The 14,184-nt window shown below is 59.8% G+C and carries 12 protein-coding genes; 7 read left to right on the forward strand and 5 right to left on the reverse strand.

Annotation, left to right across the window (positions count from 1 at the left end):
* Positions 1 to 60 precede the first annotated feature (60 nt).
* The 4 genes from LNV09_RS14870 to kynB form a co-directional block, all read right to left on the reverse strand.
* A complete protein-coding gene (locus LNV09_RS14870) occupies positions 61 to 2,574 on the reverse strand; it encodes a cache domain-containing sensor histidine kinase (protein WP_263557863.1) in 2,514 nt (837 codons plus the stop codon).
* Positions 2,575 to 2,939: 365 nt separating this feature from the next.
* Positions 2,940 to 3,788, reverse strand: coding sequence for a tryptophan 2,3-dioxygenase (gene kynA, locus LNV09_RS14875; protein ID WP_263557864.1), 849 nt, complete (start codon positions 3,786 to 3,788; stop codon positions 2,940 to 2,942).
* Positions 3,785 to 5,083, reverse strand: coding sequence for a kynureninase (gene kynU, locus LNV09_RS14880; RefSeq protein ID WP_263557865.1), 1,299 nt, complete (start codon positions 5,081 to 5,083; stop codon positions 3,785 to 3,787). Before kynU ends, kynA begins: the two co-directional genes overlap by 4 nt.
* A gap of 18 nt (positions 5,084 to 5,101) precedes the next feature.
* Positions 5,102 to 5,725: an arylformamidase gene (gene kynB, locus LNV09_RS14885; protein WP_263557866.1), complete on the reverse strand. Its 624-nt coding sequence runs from the start codon at positions 5,723 to 5,725 to the stop codon at positions 5,102 to 5,104.
* A 486-nt stretch (positions 5,726 to 6,211) separates the two neighbouring features.
* On the opposite strand from kynB, the gene LNV09_RS14890 reads away from it, so the two are divergent.
* The 4 genes from LNV09_RS14890 to LNV09_RS14905 all read left to right on the forward strand — a co-directional run bounded on the left by LNV09_RS14890 (position 6,212) and on the right by LNV09_RS14905 (position 10,307).
* On the forward strand, positions 6,212 to 6,787 hold the full coding sequence (locus LNV09_RS14890) for a PEP-CTERM sorting domain-containing protein (RefSeq protein WP_263557867.1): 576 nt from the start codon (positions 6,212 to 6,214) through the stop codon (positions 6,785 to 6,787).
* Positions 6,788 to 6,818: 31 nt separating this feature from the next.
* Positions 6,819 to 9,026, forward strand: coding sequence for a phosphocholine-specific phospholipase C (locus LNV09_RS14895; RefSeq protein WP_263557868.1), 2,208 nt, complete (start codon positions 6,819 to 6,821; stop codon positions 9,024 to 9,026).
* A 48-nt stretch (positions 9,027 to 9,074) separates the two neighbouring features.
* Complete coding sequence (locus tag LNV09_RS14900; protein WP_263557869.1) at positions 9,075 to 9,761, forward strand: PEP-CTERM sorting domain-containing protein; 687 nt, start codon at positions 9,075 to 9,077, stop codon at positions 9,759 to 9,761.
* Between the two features lie 177 nt (positions 9,762 to 9,938).
* Positions 9,939 to 10,307: a hypothetical protein gene (locus LNV09_RS14905; protein WP_263557870.1), complete on the forward strand. Its 369-nt coding sequence runs from the start codon at positions 9,939 to 9,941 to the stop codon at positions 10,305 to 10,307.
* Between the two features lie 101 nt (positions 10,308 to 10,408).
* Here LNV09_RS14905 and LNV09_RS14910 read toward each other — a convergent pair whose 3' ends face one another.
* The gene (locus LNV09_RS14910) at positions 10,409 to 10,906 is read right to left on the reverse strand and encodes a fasciclin domain-containing protein (RefSeq protein ID WP_263557871.1); all 498 of its coding nucleotides are present in this window, start codon (positions 10,904 to 10,906) and stop codon (positions 10,409 to 10,411) included.
* Between the two features lie 201 nt (positions 10,907 to 11,107).
* Between LNV09_RS14910 and pstS the strand changes: the two genes are divergently transcribed.
* The 3 genes from pstS to pstA all read left to right on the forward strand — a co-directional run bounded on the left by pstS (position 11,108) and on the right by pstA (position 14,165).
* Entirely contained in the window at positions 11,108 to 12,148 is a 1,041-nt protein-coding gene (pstS, locus tag LNV09_RS14915) for a phosphate ABC transporter substrate-binding protein PstS (protein ID WP_263557872.1), read from the forward strand.
* A gap of 155 nt (positions 12,149 to 12,303) precedes the next feature.
* Entirely contained in the window at positions 12,304 to 13,275 is a 972-nt protein-coding gene (pstC, locus tag LNV09_RS14920; RefSeq protein WP_263558125.1) for a phosphate ABC transporter permease PstC, read from the forward strand.
* Positions 13,272 to 14,165 carry a phosphate ABC transporter permease PstA gene (gene pstA / locus LNV09_RS14925; RefSeq protein WP_263557873.1) on the forward strand — a complete coding sequence of 298 codons (894 nt, stop codon included), beginning with the start codon at positions 13,272 to 13,274 and terminating at the stop codon, positions 14,163 to 14,165. Before pstC ends, pstA begins: the two co-directional genes overlap by 4 nt.
* Positions 14,166 to 14,184: the final 19 nt, after the last annotated feature.

Consider the following 14,184-nt stretch of genomic DNA (forward strand, 5'->3'; position numbering starts at 1 on the left):
CGAACTCTTTAGGGGTGGTTGTGGCTGGCTGGATTGTAGGCGGGCCAGTGAGCCAGCGTTTCAGCTGATCGGCAGGCGCAACTCGAAGATGGCGCCGCCTTGGGCGTGGTTATGGGCCGACACCCCGCCGCCATGAGCCACCATGATTCGCCGGCATACGGCCAGGCCCAGCCCGGTTCCGCCTTCACCTTCTTTGGTTTGCGAGCTTTGCGCAAAGGGCGAAAAAATACTCTCCAATTCGCCGGTGGGAATGCCTGGCCCCAAGTCATGCACGCTGATGCATATCTGCGCACCGTCTTGATTTGCTGAGATGGTGATCTGGCTGGTGGCGGGTGCCAGGCGCAGCGCGTTGTCCAACACATTGCGCAGTGCTTGCTGCAGCCGCCCCGCATCGACCGCCGCAAACAAGGGATGGTCGGCAAGCTGCAGTTTGAGCTTGATCGAACGTTTGTCGGCCGCGCCCGCGTGTTCGTCCACCACTGCCTTGACCAGCGGGGCCAGGTCTTGCTCCGTCAAGACCAAATGGCCGACGGTGCTTTCGAGGCGGGACAAATCAAGCAAGTTATTGACCAACTCCAGCATGCGTTGGCCCGAGCTGTGGATGCGTGCAAACATATCCTGCAAGCGGGCGTTTTGGCCGCTGCGACTGACGCCCAATTCCGAAAATCCGATGATGCTCTGCAAGGGCGTGCGTAATTCGTGGCTCATATTGGCGACGAACTCGGTCTTGATATTGTTGGCTCGCTCGGCTGCGTCGCGCGCTTCGCCGATCTGCCGCTCGGCCTCGACGAAGCGGCTGATATCAATCGCACTGCCCAGCAAGCCGGCGATGGCGCCACTGGCATCTGTGAAAACCGCGCGGTGTGTCAAATAGTCCCGCTCGCGTTCGCGGATCTCCATATGTTCGCTGCCTCCTTGAGCCAGCAGACTCTGGTCTTGCAGCTCGACGGCGTCGGCCAAGCTCGCCGGCCGCAGCTCACTGAGCTTGCGTCCGAGCGCCAAATTCTTGTCGACCCCTGTCATATCGCTCCAGGCCTGATTGACCATCACAAAGCGCAGCGCACGGTCCTTGGCAAAGATCGGGATCGGGCAGACGTCGATCAGACGGGCGGTGAAGTCGAGCTGCGCTTGCAAGCGCTGGCGGGCGTCCTCGCGCTCCGTGACGTCGAGGGCGAAGCCAACGAAGCCCGACAGCTCGCCGGTCATGTCGCTCGATCCATCGGCCGACTTGATGCCGTCATTGGACTTGATGGGGGTTACCACCACCTCCAGCACGCGCTGCCGGCCGTTGGCAGTGTCCAGGCGCAGGATCACCGGCAAGTTCATAAAGCCTGTGCTTCTGCGGAAGAGCCCGCGCGCCTTGACCTTGTCGCGCGCATCGATCAAGGCCTCAAATGGCTGTCCCAAGCAGGAATTAGCGCTTTTGTTGCCCAAGAAATCGACATGGTTGATGAATTGCAGCAGGCCGTTGGCATCGGTGTGGAACATCAGCTCCTGAACGTTCTGGATCAGCAGACTCTGTTCGCGCTCCTTGCTCGCCAGGCTCTCATGTGCCGTGACCAGTTCACGTTTGGCTTGCTCGTAGACGCCCAAAGCCCGCCAAGCAATCGTGCCTAGGCCCAGCATCAGTGTCAGCCCTGCCGCAGTGATCAGTGTGACCGCTTGCGCGTAGCCATTCATGCGCTCCCACACAATGGACTTAGGCAGCTCAAGCAGCACCACCAAAGGTTGATCGTGAACCCGCTGAAAGCTGCCCGCGCTCTCCATGCCGGTCAAACCGCCTGCACTTGCGCCGCCTGAGCTTGTACTGAAGCTGCCATGCTCGCGGTTGCTCAACAATTCCTTGAAGGCCATTTGCAGCCCAGCCAAGCGACTTGCCTCTCGCTTGACCTCACGACTGGCCGCGATCAGCTCACCCTCAAGGCTGAGTAAAGCGGCATGCTGGCCGCGCTCCTTGACCAGTTGATCCAGCAAGCGGTCGAAATACTCGGGCCTCAGCACGGCCACCCAAAAGCGCATGCCCTGGCTGGTTTGCTGAGCCAAGCTCAGCGTCACCATTGATGGGCCCACAACACCGGCGTTTGGCAATTTTGGTGGAGCCGGCAAGTCAGCTTGGGCAGGTGCGCCAAGGTCCAAATTCTTTAAATCAAACAAATCCCGCCCCGCCAAAGGGCGACCCAATCCAGCCGGTTGAGCCTGGCTTGGTCGCTGCAATTGGCGCAATGAAATTCTGCGGCCGACATTGTTTGGCGAACTGCTGGCCAGCACCAGACCCTGGGCGTCAAGCAAGGAAAAACTCCTGACCGCAGGCATCTTGGCCAGGGACAAAGCCAGCAGCGTATTGAGGGAGGAAATCGGTGCGTTTTCGGCTTGACCGGCTTTGGATTGCAGCAAGCCGAGCAGCGTCAGATCAACCTGACCTATGCTTTGGCCGACTTGGCTTGCAAGCGTTTGCGCGTAAAGCTCACTCTGCTCCCGTCCCGCCTTGTCTTGTTGGCGGAACTCGAACCAGATAAAACCCGCAGCCAGCAGCAGCAAGGCCAAACTGAGCAATACCGTCCCACGCAGGGCCATCCGTCGTTTCAACCATGGGGGTAGGGCGGGGGAGCCCCCCGCCGAGCTCATGGGCGTGGTCGCCGCCGTGGCGTTCCTGGGCCTTGCGCTGAGCGTCGTCATGACTGTGGGGTTGCCTTGAGTGCGGGGCTTGACCGGGAGCATAGCCCCCTGACGGCAACACTTGACCCCCGGCCTTTTGGACGCTTGGTCAATCTGTTTTTTCGCAAGGCTTGAAGCATGAGGGGCTTCTTTGCTCTGTTGGCTTTCCCACCCACGGCAGGTCAATTCTGCAGGTCGACCTTAGCTGGGGTCGACTTTATAGCAAAGGCGCCGCGTTTTTGCGGCCTAGCGTTTGCAGCGGCCGGCATAGCAGGCGAGCTAACTCAAAGTTCAGTGCGCAGCGCCCACAGTTCCGGGAACAAGACCACATCCAGCATCTTGCGCAGGTAACCGACCCCTGAGGTGCCGCCGGTGCCGCGCTTGAAACCAATCACTCGCTCCACCGTGGTCACATGACGGAAGCGCCAGAGTCGGAACGCATCTTCCAAATCCACCAATTCCTCGCCCATTTGATAGAGGTCCCAGTGCTGTTCAGGTGCGCGGTAGACGCTCAGCCAGGCTTCTTTGACGCCCTCGTCCAGCCCCCTGGGCTGGGTCCAATTACGCTCCAGCGCAGCCGCTGGCACGGCAATGCCGCGCCTGGCCAGCAGCCGCAACACCTCGTCATACAAAGAGGGCGCACGCCAAGCGGCGTCGACTTCGGCGAGCAGATCGGGGCGGTGCGCGTGCGGCTTGAGCATCGCGGCGTTCTTGTTGCCGAGCATGAACTCGATGCGTCGGTACTGGGCACTTTGGAAGCCACTGCTGTTCGACAAGTAGGGCCGAATTGCGGTGTATTCGGGCGGCGTCATCGTCGCCAGCACGTCCCAGGCATGCACCAGCTGTTCCATGATGCGCGACACGCGCGCCAGCATCTTGAACGCTGCCGGCAGCTGATCATTCGCCACACAGGCCACCGCCGCCTGCATTTCGTGCAGCATCAGCTTCATCCACAGCTCCGAGGTCTGGTGCTGGATGATGAACAGCATCTCATTGTGCTCGGGCGACAGTGGCTGCTGAGCGCTGAGAATCTGATCGAGTTTCAGATAGTCGCCGTAACTCATGTCGTTTGAAAAATCGAGCTGGGCGTTCTCCTCGCTCACAATTCTCTCGGTTTGATGCGGGCAACTCATGTCACCGCTCCTTTTTGGTTGAACTCGGGTCGCTTCCATTCTTCGAGCTTCAGCACTTGAACCAGATGCTCGACAGCGTCGTAGACATCAGCGAAGCCAATATAGAGCGGCGTGAAGCCGAAGCGCAAGATATGCGGCACAACGTCCAGCCGGGCCGGATCGCCGGCGCGGAAGTCGCCAATCACGCCGCGTGCGATCAAGGCCTGAATGACCGCATAGCCAGCTTCCTGCAGCGGCGCGTCCAAGCTCAGGCAGACCTGGCTGCCGCGCTGACCCTCGTCGCGCGGTGAGGCCAAGCGCACCCCCAGCGCAGCGCAGCGCGACTCGGCCAACTCGATGAAAAGCTCGCACAGCGCGATCGATTTTTTGCGCAAGGCGGTCATACCTCCCAAGCTTTCAGCGGCCAGCACGGTGTCAACGCCGCACTCCAATGCCGCGAGCGAAAGCAGCGCCGGCGTGCCGCAGATGAAGCGCTTGATACCGGCCGCCGGTTGGTAGTCAGGTGTGAATTGAAACGGCGCAGCATGGCCCAGCCAACCCGACAGCGGCTGCCAGCAGCGCTGCGCGTGCTTGGCATTTGCCCACACAAAAGCCGGCGCGCCGGGGCCGCCGTTCAGGTATTTGTAGCCGCAGCCCACCGCGAAGTCAGCGTCGGCGCCGTTCAGGTCCACCGGCACGGCCCCGGCTGAATGGGCCAGATCCCAAATCACCAAGGCGCCGGCAGCATGAGCGGCAGCGGTGAGGGCCTTCATATCATGTTGGTAGCCGGTGCGGTAGTTGACCTCGGTCAACATCAAGACGGCCAAATCGGCGTTCAGCGTGGCCTTGATTTCGTCCACGCTGTCGACCAAGTGCAGGCGCAGCCCAAACTGCTGGGCCAGGCTCTGGGCGATATAGAGATCAGTGGGGAAGTTGCTGCGCTCGGAAACGATGACTTTGCGTGAGGGGTCACCTTCCTGGGCGATGCGCAAGGCTGCTGACAGTGCCTTGTACAGATTCAGCGAGGTCGAGTCCGCAACAATCAACTCGCCTGCTGCGGCACCCACCAAGCGAGCAATCTTGTCGCCGATACGGCCGGGCAAGTCGATCCAGCCGGCGGTGTTCCAGCTCTTGATCAAGTCTTGACCCCATTCTCTTTGAATCACCTGCTGCACCCGTGCGAGGGTTGCGCGCGGCAGCACGCCCAGAGAATTCCCGTCAAGGTAGATGGTGCCTGCGGGCAGGTCAAACTGATGGCGTAGCTCACGCAATGGGTCTTCTTGATCCAGCACGTCGCAGTCTTGTCTTGTCGTCATGGCGAGTTCTCTCGGGTTTCAGAGTTTGCGCAAAATCGCGCGAACGGGCGAGGCGCAGGCGCCGCTGAGTTTGAGCGGCAGGGCAATCAATTCATAGTCGCCCTCGGCTACCTCGTCCAGCACCAGGTTTTCCAGCACCCGCAGATTCAGGCGCAGCAGTTGCTGGTGGCTGGCGAGCGTTTTGCTGCTGGCCGGGTCGACCGAGGGGGTATCCAGGCCAATCAGCTTCACGCCGAGGCCGGCCAACCATTCGACGGTTTCCGGGGCAAAGGCGCTGAACTCAGGATCCCAGCGGGTGGCTGCGACTCGGCAGCAGCGCACCAATACGCGCGCCGGGAGCAGCGCCGCAGCATGTCGCAGGTGAGCTATCTGGATCAAGGGGCCGCAGTTGATCGCGTGAATCACGCGGCAAGGCCCCAGGTAGGCGTCGAGTTCGACCTCCGCGCTGCTGGGCGCCCCATTGGCGTAATGCAGCGGTGCATCGGCATGCGCGCCGACATGCGGCGACATGGTGATGGCGCTGAGATTGACGGGGCAGTCAGCCGACAGGCGCGCGGTCCATCGCAGGCTGAAGGGCTCGTCGCCGGGAAAGATCGGCGATTGCGTCGACACCGTCGGTGAGATGTCCCATAGTTGTTTCATGAGCGGGTTTCAAGAATTGGCGCCCCAAGCAGAGGCGAAATTGGAGCAAGCCCAAAGGCGAGGGCGAGGGCGGGTCAGACCATAACAATGCCAGGCGCGGCGTGGTGTCGGTTAATTCCAACATCCGGCAAGCCCTATGGCAAGCCCTGCGCCTGATCCCGGCCCTGCGTCAGCGCTGGCTGTCAGCACGACATTCAATGGTCGGACCCGCTGGCAACCACAGGAGCCCTCGCCTGCGCCAGTGAGGCAGCTGTGGCCGGTGCGCCGAAAGGTCGGGGCATGGGTCAAGTATGGGGCGCTATGCGCACGAGAGTGGCGCTCTGTTTGGGACCTTGTCGAGCCCCTTGAGCAAGGGATTTACAGGCCCGAGTGTCTCGCTCGCACTGCGATTGACCCCCGAAGGCACGCCGTTCGGCTCATGGGTCAACATCAAACTTGCATATTTCCTCAGTAAATTGAATCGAATCCACAACAAGGAGGATTTTAATGAGGAAATATTTGGTTTTTCTGCGCGCTGCTTTGACCGCTGGCGTGTTGACGGCAGCGGCGCTGCCAGCGGCAATGGCGACGGTGCTGAATTTCGATGACCTGCCAGATGGCATCGTGCCCGGCAGCTACGGCGGGCTGGATTGGTCGGCCGCGAGTTGGACCGCTTTCGCGACGCCGGCAGCGCCCTACACCGCGCATTCGGGCGCCGGTCGCGTCGCAACGGGCTTCTTGGCCGATGACGCGAGCAGCACCATCCGCTTCGGCCAAACGAGCATCTTCGACGGGGCCTATTTCGCTGGACTGGGCGGCGCTGTGCTCAGTTTTGAGCTCTATCTGGGCGGCCAAAAGGTCCACAGCTCCGCAACACTTGACCCTTCGGCGACGCCCGGCTTTCTAGCCAGCGGCTATGCCGGCCTGGTCGATATGGTGCGGGTCAAGAGCGCCAATCACGGCGAATTCGTGATGGACGATTTCGCCTTCACGCAGGCCGTGCCCGAACCCCAAAGCTATGCGCTGCTGCTGGCCGGCCTGTTGGCCGTCGGCCTCACGGCGCGCCGCAGACAAGCTCTTTGAGCCTCCATCCCCATTTCGCGAGTATTCCAAGATGACTCAACAAGATCGCCGCAACTTTTTGCGCACCGTGGCCTCCGCCGCCGGCGCCTCAGCCGCCTTGGCGACTTTTCCGCCGGCTATCCAGCGCGCGCTGGCCATTCAAGCCAATAACCGCACCGGTACTATCCAAGACGTCGAGCACATCGTTGTCCTGACGCAGGAAAACCGCTCGTTTGACCATTACTTTGGCACGCTGAACGGCGTGCGCGGATTCGCCGACCCCTTCCCGGCGCCGGTGGCCGACAAAACCGGCATCACCGGCCGCAATATCTGGGTGCAACCCAATGCCGTAGCGGCGGTGCCTGGCCGGCCGGCTACTGGCCCCTTGGCGATCGCGCCGTTCCACCTGAACACCGAGCAGAATTTCGCTTTCATGCGCGTGTCGGGGACGCCGCATTCCTGGGCCGATGCGCAAGCCGCTTGGGATCAAGGCCGCATGAACGCTTGGCCCAAGGCCAAGCAAAACCATTCGATGGGCCATTTCAAGGAGAGTGATCTGCCCTTCCAGTTTGCGATGGCCAACGCCTTCACAATTTGCGATCACTACCACTGCGCCAGCCAGACCGGGACCAACACCAACCGGTTGTTCATTTGGACGGGTACCAACGACGGCTTGCGCCTGGGCAACGGCCCGTCGACCGATAACAGCCACGAGTGGTTCAACGAGAACCCGCTGGACGACTACACCTGGACCACCTATCCGGAGCGGCTGCAGTCCGCCGGCATCAGCTGGCAGGTCTACCAGAACCTGGGCGATAACTTCACCGACAACGCGCTGTTCGGCTTCCGGCCTTTCCGCGATGCTTTCTACAAGCGTCCCGGCTATTCGGCCGAGCTGGCCGCACGCGGCATCAATACCCGTGACCTCGACAAGTTGCGCGAGGACGTATTGGCCGACAAGCTGCCGCAAGTCAGCTGGATCGTCGCAACGGCCGAGGGTTCGGAGCATCCCGGTCCATCCAGCCCCGCTCAGGGTGCCGACTACACGGCCAAAGTCTTGGACGCGCTCACCTCCAATCCAGAGGTCTGGAGCAAGACGGTCTTGTTCATCAATTTTGACGAGAACGACGGCTTCTTCGACCACATGCCGCCGCCAGCTGCGCCCAGCTATGTCGCTTGGGACGCCGACCCGGCCAAGGCCGAGTTGGCCGGAGCCTCTACCGCCGATACCAGCGGTGAGTACCACCACATCCTCAACGGCACGCCGGCTACGCACCAGCACAAGCCTTATGGTCTCGGCCCACGCGTACCCATGTATGTGATCTCGCCTTGGAGCAAGGGCGGCTGGGTGAACTCGGAAGTGGCCGACCATACCTCGGTGATCCAGTTCATCGAGAAGCGTTTCGGCGTGATGGAGCCCAATATCAGCGCCTGGCGCCGTGCGGTTTGCGGCGATATGTTGTCGGCCTTCAATTTCCGTGACCCCAACGACAGTGCGTTCTTCGCCGCGCTGCCGAAGACGCTGGCCCTGGCCACACGTGCCCGTGCCTTGCCCGGCACGACTACGCCGCCTACGCCCGCGAGCCTGAGCGCACCGGAGCAATTGGGCGGTCCGCGTCCAGCGCGCGCATTGCCCTATGAGTTGCACACGACGGCTGCGATCAAGGTCAATCCGGGCCGAGTCGGCTCCACGCGTGTTGAACTGCAGTTCGACAACACGGGGGCGGCCGCTGCGGTGTTCCATGTCTATGACCGACTCAATCTGGCCGCGCTGCCGCGCCGCTACACGGTTGAGGCCGGCAAGCAGTTGCAAGGCACTTGGACCCCGGCTGCAACGGGCGCCTACGACTTGTGGGTCTTGGGCCCGAATGGCTTTCATCGCCACTTCACCGGCAACGCTCGCCGCGTGGCCGCCGCTGCTCAGCCTAACCCCGAGGTGCGCGTGACGCTGGACGGCGTCAACGGCGATTTGTTGATCGAGTTGAGCAACACCGGCAGCTTTGCCTGCAGCATGCAACTGCTCGCCAACAAGTATTACGAAGTGGCGCCGCAAACCATCAAATTGGCTGCGCACGCCAGCACCAGCCTGCGCCTGCCGCTGAAAGACAGCGCCTATTGGTATGACTTCAGCGTGCGTGTGACGGGGCAAAGCGACTTCAGTCGCCGCTTTGCCGGCCATCTGGAAACGGGCGAGCCCTCGATCAGCGATCCGGCCATGCAAGGCGCCGCTCAGTTGAATCAGTACCGTCTGCCGGCCTGAGCCTCAGTAATTCATCCACTCTTTCAATTGTTCATAAAGGGAATCACCATGAAGACCACTACTTTGCTTCGTACATGCGCCGCCGCAGCATTGGCTGTTGCCAGCTTGGCTGCGCAGGCCGCCGATTTGGGCAGCAATCTGATTGTCAATGGCGATGCCGAGAGCGGCGTCTCTGGCTGGACCGTTTATGCCGGAACTGATCTGTTCCAGTCGGTTTCCTACGGCAGCAACTGGGTCTTGCCGACCCAGCCCGGTCCGGTCAATCGTGGCGCCAAGATGTTTGCCGGTGCCAGCTCGGCCTTTTCGGCCGGCTTTCAAGCCATCGATGTCAGCAGCTTGACGGCGTCTTTTGCTGCCGGCACAACAAGCTTTGACCTCAATGGCTATCTGGGCGGCTGGACCAGCCAGGGCGACAACGCACAACTCTTGGTGACTTTCATCGATGCCGCCAGCGCGGACATCAGCATGGTGACCCTGGGGCCCGTCACACCGGCCGATCGAGGCAATCAGACTGGCCTGTTGTACCGTCAAGTCACCGGCTTTGTGCCTGCAGGTACCAGCTCGATCAAGTTTGATCTGACGATGGAGCGTCTGAACTCTAGCGACAACGACGGCTATGCCGACAACCTGGCTTTCGTGTTGAACACCGCCGCCGTACCCGAGCCGCAAACCTATGGTTTGATGGCCCTGGGGCTGGGCTTCCTGGCCCTGGCGCTGCGCCGCAGCAAAGCCTGACCCCCAAAGCCATTGCTGTTCAGCGCAGCCAAACTGCGCTGAACCGGGCCGCCCCTCGGCAAATGCCGTTGGGCGGCCTTTTTATGCGCTTCGTCGTAAACGCTTTGTCGCTGCACGCAGGCTTCAATAGCATGCGCCCAAGTGGTCCATTCGGGCCGCATCAATGACAGGACGACCATGACCCAGCGCTTCAACCTTGCCCGCGTGACGATCTTTGCCGCTATGGCCTCGGCTGCATTTTTGAGCGGCTGTGCTATTCATATCACCACCACCAAAGACGGTGACAGCGCCACCGTCAAGAGCCCGGGTTCAGCCAAGATCGAATGTGTGGCCAGTCCGAGTGGCGAGTGCAACTACGTCCTCTTCACCAGCCGCTGTGAATCGGTCGAGGCCGAGGCCGGTAAGTCCACCACGACCTGCACACACCAGGTGTTTGATCAGTTCAAGCTGGCCACTGGGCAGTCGCGCCAGTTGGCGAATTTGCCGGCCGGCTATAAACAGTGCATGAAGTCGGCCGGTAAACCGGAGTTGCCTAACTGCGATTGATGTTGCCGCCGATGCTGCGACAAAAGCATCGAACAACACAAAAAGCCCCTGCAGCCGAATGCTGCAGGGGCTTTGCTCTATTTGGAGCCGGACCTGCTGGCTTATTTCTTCTTCGGCGGCATCAGGACGCGGTCAACGATGTGCAGCACGCCGTTGCTGGCCTTGATGTCGGCTTGCTGGACCATGCCGTCCTCAACTGTCACGAAGTCACCGGCACGGCCCACGGCCAAGTCAGCACCTTGCAATGTCTTGACATTGCCATTCTTGACGTCGGCCGCGTTTACTTGCGCCGGCAAGATGTGGAAGCTCAATACCCATTTCAATTGCTCCTTGTCTTTGCCCAAGGCTTCCAAGGTCTTTGCTGGCACGGCCTTGAAGGCTTCATCGTTCGGCGCAAACACGGTCACAGGGCCAGCGGCTTGCAGGGTCGACTTCAGCTCGGCTTGTTCAACCAAACGGTTGAATGTGCTCAGTTGCGGGTTGGCGGCGATGGTGTCGGCCAAAGTGGCAGGCACTGGCGCGGTGGCGCAGGCACTCAGCAGCAGGGTCATAGCAGCGACGCTGGACAGGGCGAAGGAACGGAAGGCGGTGATGGTCATGGGAGTTCTGTATGAAGGAGTACAGCTTCCAAGCTTAGAGACCGAATGTGACAGTCCAATGAATTTTGTATGTCACCCGAAATCAAGGTAGTCCATTCGGCCCTGGGTCGAATTACAGTAGCACTCGGTCACAACAATGTCATATTCAAGTCATACGATGACGTCCGTTGTTAAACAAGCCCTCATCTGACAAGGCCACTCATGAAATTCACACAGATTCGCAATGGATTGTTCTTTGCCGTTGGCATGGCTGTTTTGCCCTTGCTGCATGCGCAGGACGTGACGGGTGCAGGTGCTACGTTCCCAGCTCCTTTGTATGCCAAGTGGGCAGATGCCTATAACAAGGCGACCGGCGTGCGGATCAATTACCAGTCGGTGGGCTCGGGCGCTGGCATCAAGCAAATCAAGGCAAAGACGGTTGATTTTGGTGCCTCCGACATGCCTTTGAAGGATGAAGATCTGGCCAAAGACGGCATGATTCAGTTTCCAACCGTCATCGGCGGCGTGGTGCCTGTGGTCAATATCAAGGGTATCGCACCGGGCCAGTTGCGCCTGACGGGTCAAGTCTTGGGTGACATTTATCTGGGCAAGATCGCCAAGTGGAATGACCCTGCCTTGGTCGCACTCAATCCGGGTGTTCCGCTGCCCGATGCAGCGATTTCGGTGGTGCGTCGCGCCGATGGTTCGGGCACGACTTTCGTGTTCACCAACTATCTGTCCAAGGTGAACGAGGAGTGGAAGTCCAAGGTTGGTGATGGCACCGCCGTGAACTGGCCAACCGGTGCGGGCGGCAAGGGTAACGAAGGTGTGGCCGCATTTGTGCAGCGTCTGCCTAACTCGATCGGTTATGTCGAGTACTCGTATGTGCTGCAAAACAAGATGACCTACACCTTGATGAAGAACAAGGACGGCGTTTTCGTGCGGCCTAATGATGCCGCGTTCAAGGCGGCTGCAGCCAGCGCTGATTGGAACAAGACTTTCTATCAAGTCACGACCGAACAGGCCGGCAAGGATACTTGGCCCATCACCAACCCAACTTATATCCTGATGTACAAGACGCAGGACAAGGCTGCCAATGCTTCCGCCGCATTGAAGTTCTTCGACTGGGTTTACAGCAACGGTGACAAGATGGCCGATGATTTGGACTATGTGCCGCTGCCGGACAACGTCAAGGAGCTGGTGCGTAAACACTGGGCCGCCAATGTCAAGGATGCCGCTGGTAAGGCCATCTCCTACAAGTAAGTTTGACTTGACCTGATGCAGCAGCCCGTCAGCTTGTGAGTGACCGGGCTGTTGTTGAATCAGGCGAGGCTTTTTTTTAACGCAGACCATGCGGAGGCCCCGTGGCCGCAATACTTCCAGCCAACAATAACTTTGAAACCGGCAGGCCGGCAGACTTGGTCCAACCCAAGGGTCTGCCACCGGCTCGCCGCAGGGTCGCGCCTTGGGCGGATACGGTTTTTTCTTTGCTCGCACATGGCGCCGCTTGGCTGACGCTGGCTTTGCTGGTGGGCATCATTCTGTCCTTGATCGTCGGGGCGGCGCCTGCCATCAAGCAGTTCGGCTTGGGCTTTCTGTGGACCACCGAATGGGATCCAGTGCAAGAGAAGTTCGGCGGCCTGGTGATGATTTACGGCACCTTGATGACTTCCTTCATCGCTTTGCTGATCGCCGTACCCGTCAGCTTTGGTATCGCTTTGTTCCTGACCGAGCTGTCACCCAGCTGGCTCAAGCGCCCTTTGGGTGTGGCGGTTGAATTGTTGGCCGCCGTGCCGTCCATCGTTTACGGTATGTGGGGCTTGATGGTGTTTGGGCCGATTCTGGCAACCTACGTGCAACAGCCGCTGCAAACGCTGTTGACTGGCGTGCCCTTTTTCGGTGGATTGGTGTCGGGGCCGCCGGTAGGCATCGGTATTTTGTCGGCCGGCATTATTCTGGCCATCATGATCATTCCATTCATCGCTTCGGTGATGCGCGATGTCTTTGAGGTCACGCCGCCGATGTTGAAAGAGTCAGCCTACGGGCTGGGTGCCACGACTTGGGAGGTGGTCCGCAATGTTGTTTTGCCCTACACCAAGACCGGTGTGATGGGCGGCATCATGCTGGGTCTGGGGCGTGCTTTGGGTGAAACCATGGCAGTGACCTTTGTGATCGGCAATATGAATCAGCTCAACTCACTGTCCTTGTTCGAGGCAGCCAACAGCATCACCTCGGCGCTGGCGAATGAGTTTGCCGAAGCGGGCGAAGGCTTGCACCAGGCCTCCTTGATCTATTTGGGATTGGTGCTGTTCTTCATCACCTTTGTCGTGTTGGCCTGTTCCAAAGTTCTGTTGTCGCAACTGAAGAAGAATGAAGGGGCACGTTCATGAACGTTCCTGCAAGCAATCTGGCGAGTGTCGCCAGCCAGCAGCATGCCAAGCGTTTGGCCATGCATGGCAAGCGTAAGAGGGTCAATGCGATCGCCTTGACGCTGGCCTTGGGTGCGATGGCATTTGGCCTGTTTTGGCTGATGTGGATTTTGTTTGAAACCGTCGTGTTGGGCATTGGTGGCTTGCAGCTGGCGACCTTCACCGAAATGACCCCGCCCCCGATGGCGGAAACCGGCGGCTTGGCGAATGCGATCTTTGGTTCGCTGATGATGGTGGGCTTGGCCACTTTGTTGGGCACGCCAATTGGCGTTATGGCCGGCATCTATCTGGCCGAGTATGGCCAAAAGACTTGGCTTGGCAGCACCGTGCGTTTCATCAACGACATCTTGCTGTCGGCCCCTTCGATCGTGGTGGGTTTGTTCATCTACGGTTTGGTGGTGACGCGCATGCTGACCTTCTCGGGCTACGCGGGCATTTTGGCCTTGGCCTTGATTGTCATTCCGGTGGTGATTCGCACGACCGAAAACATGTTGAGCCTGATTCCAAATGCTTTGCGTGAGGCCGCGTACGCCTTGGGGACACCGAAGTGGAAAGTCATTATGTCGGTCACACTGAAGTCGGCCCGCGCCGGCGTGCTGACGGGTATCTTGCTCGCGCTGGCGCGCATCTCGGGTGAGACGGCTCCTTTGCTGTTCACGGCCCTGTCCAATCAATTCTGGACCACCGATTTGAGCAAGCCGATGGCCACCTTGCCGGTGACGATTTTCAAGTTTGCCATGAGCCCCTATGAAAACTGGCAGAAGCTGGCTTGGGCAGGCGTTTTCATCATCACGATGGGTGTGTTGGCGCTGAATATTGCGGCCCGCGTACTTTTCAAGAATAAGCACTGATAGAGAGAGCAGAGTTCAC

It is taken from the genome of Paucibacter sp. B2R-40 (genome assembly GCF_025717555.1).
Lineage (GTDB): Bacteria > Pseudomonadota > Gammaproteobacteria > Burkholderiales > Burkholderiaceae_C > Paucibacter_A.

Excerpts from the sequence above, each read along its gene's own strand:
- LNV09_RS14905 (WP_263557870.1), top strand. The coding sequence starts at position 9,939 with ATGACCCAGCGCTTCAACCTTGCCCGCGTGACGATCTTTGCCGCTATG.
- LNV09_RS14910 (WP_263557871.1), bottom strand. The coding sequence starts at position 10,906 with ATGACCATCACCGCCTTCCGTTCCTTCGCCCTGTCCAGCGTCGCTGCT.
- LNV09_RS14890 (WP_263557867.1), top strand. The coding sequence starts at position 6,212 with ATGAGGAAATATTTGGTTTTTCTGCGCGCTGCTTTGACCGCTGGCGTG.
- kynA (WP_263557864.1), bottom strand. The coding sequence starts at position 3,788 with ATGAGTTGCCCGCATCAAACCGAGAGAATTGTGAGCGAGGAGAACGCC.
- LNV09_RS14870 (WP_263557863.1), bottom strand. The coding sequence starts at position 2,574 with ATGGCCCTGCGTGGGACGGTATTGCTCAGTTTGGCCTTGCTGCTGCTG.
- kynU (WP_263557865.1), bottom strand. The coding sequence starts at position 5,083 with ATGACGACAAGACAAGACTGCGACGTGCTGGATCAAGAAGACCCATTG.
- kynB (WP_263557866.1), bottom strand. The coding sequence starts at position 5,725 with ATGAAACAACTATGGGACATCTCACCGACGGTGTCGACGCAATCGCCG.
- LNV09_RS14895 (WP_263557868.1), top strand. The coding sequence starts at position 6,819 with ATGACTCAACAAGATCGCCGCAACTTTTTGCGCACCGTGGCCTCCGCC.
- LNV09_RS14900 (WP_263557869.1), top strand. The coding sequence starts at position 9,075 with ATGAAGACCACTACTTTGCTTCGTACATGCGCCGCCGCAGCATTGGCT.
- pstS (WP_263557872.1), top strand. The coding sequence starts at position 11,108 with ATGAAATTCACACAGATTCGCAATGGATTGTTCTTTGCCGTTGGCATG.
- pstA (WP_263557873.1), top strand. The coding sequence starts at position 13,272 with ATGAACGTTCCTGCAAGCAATCTGGCGAGTGTCGCCAGCCAGCAGCAT.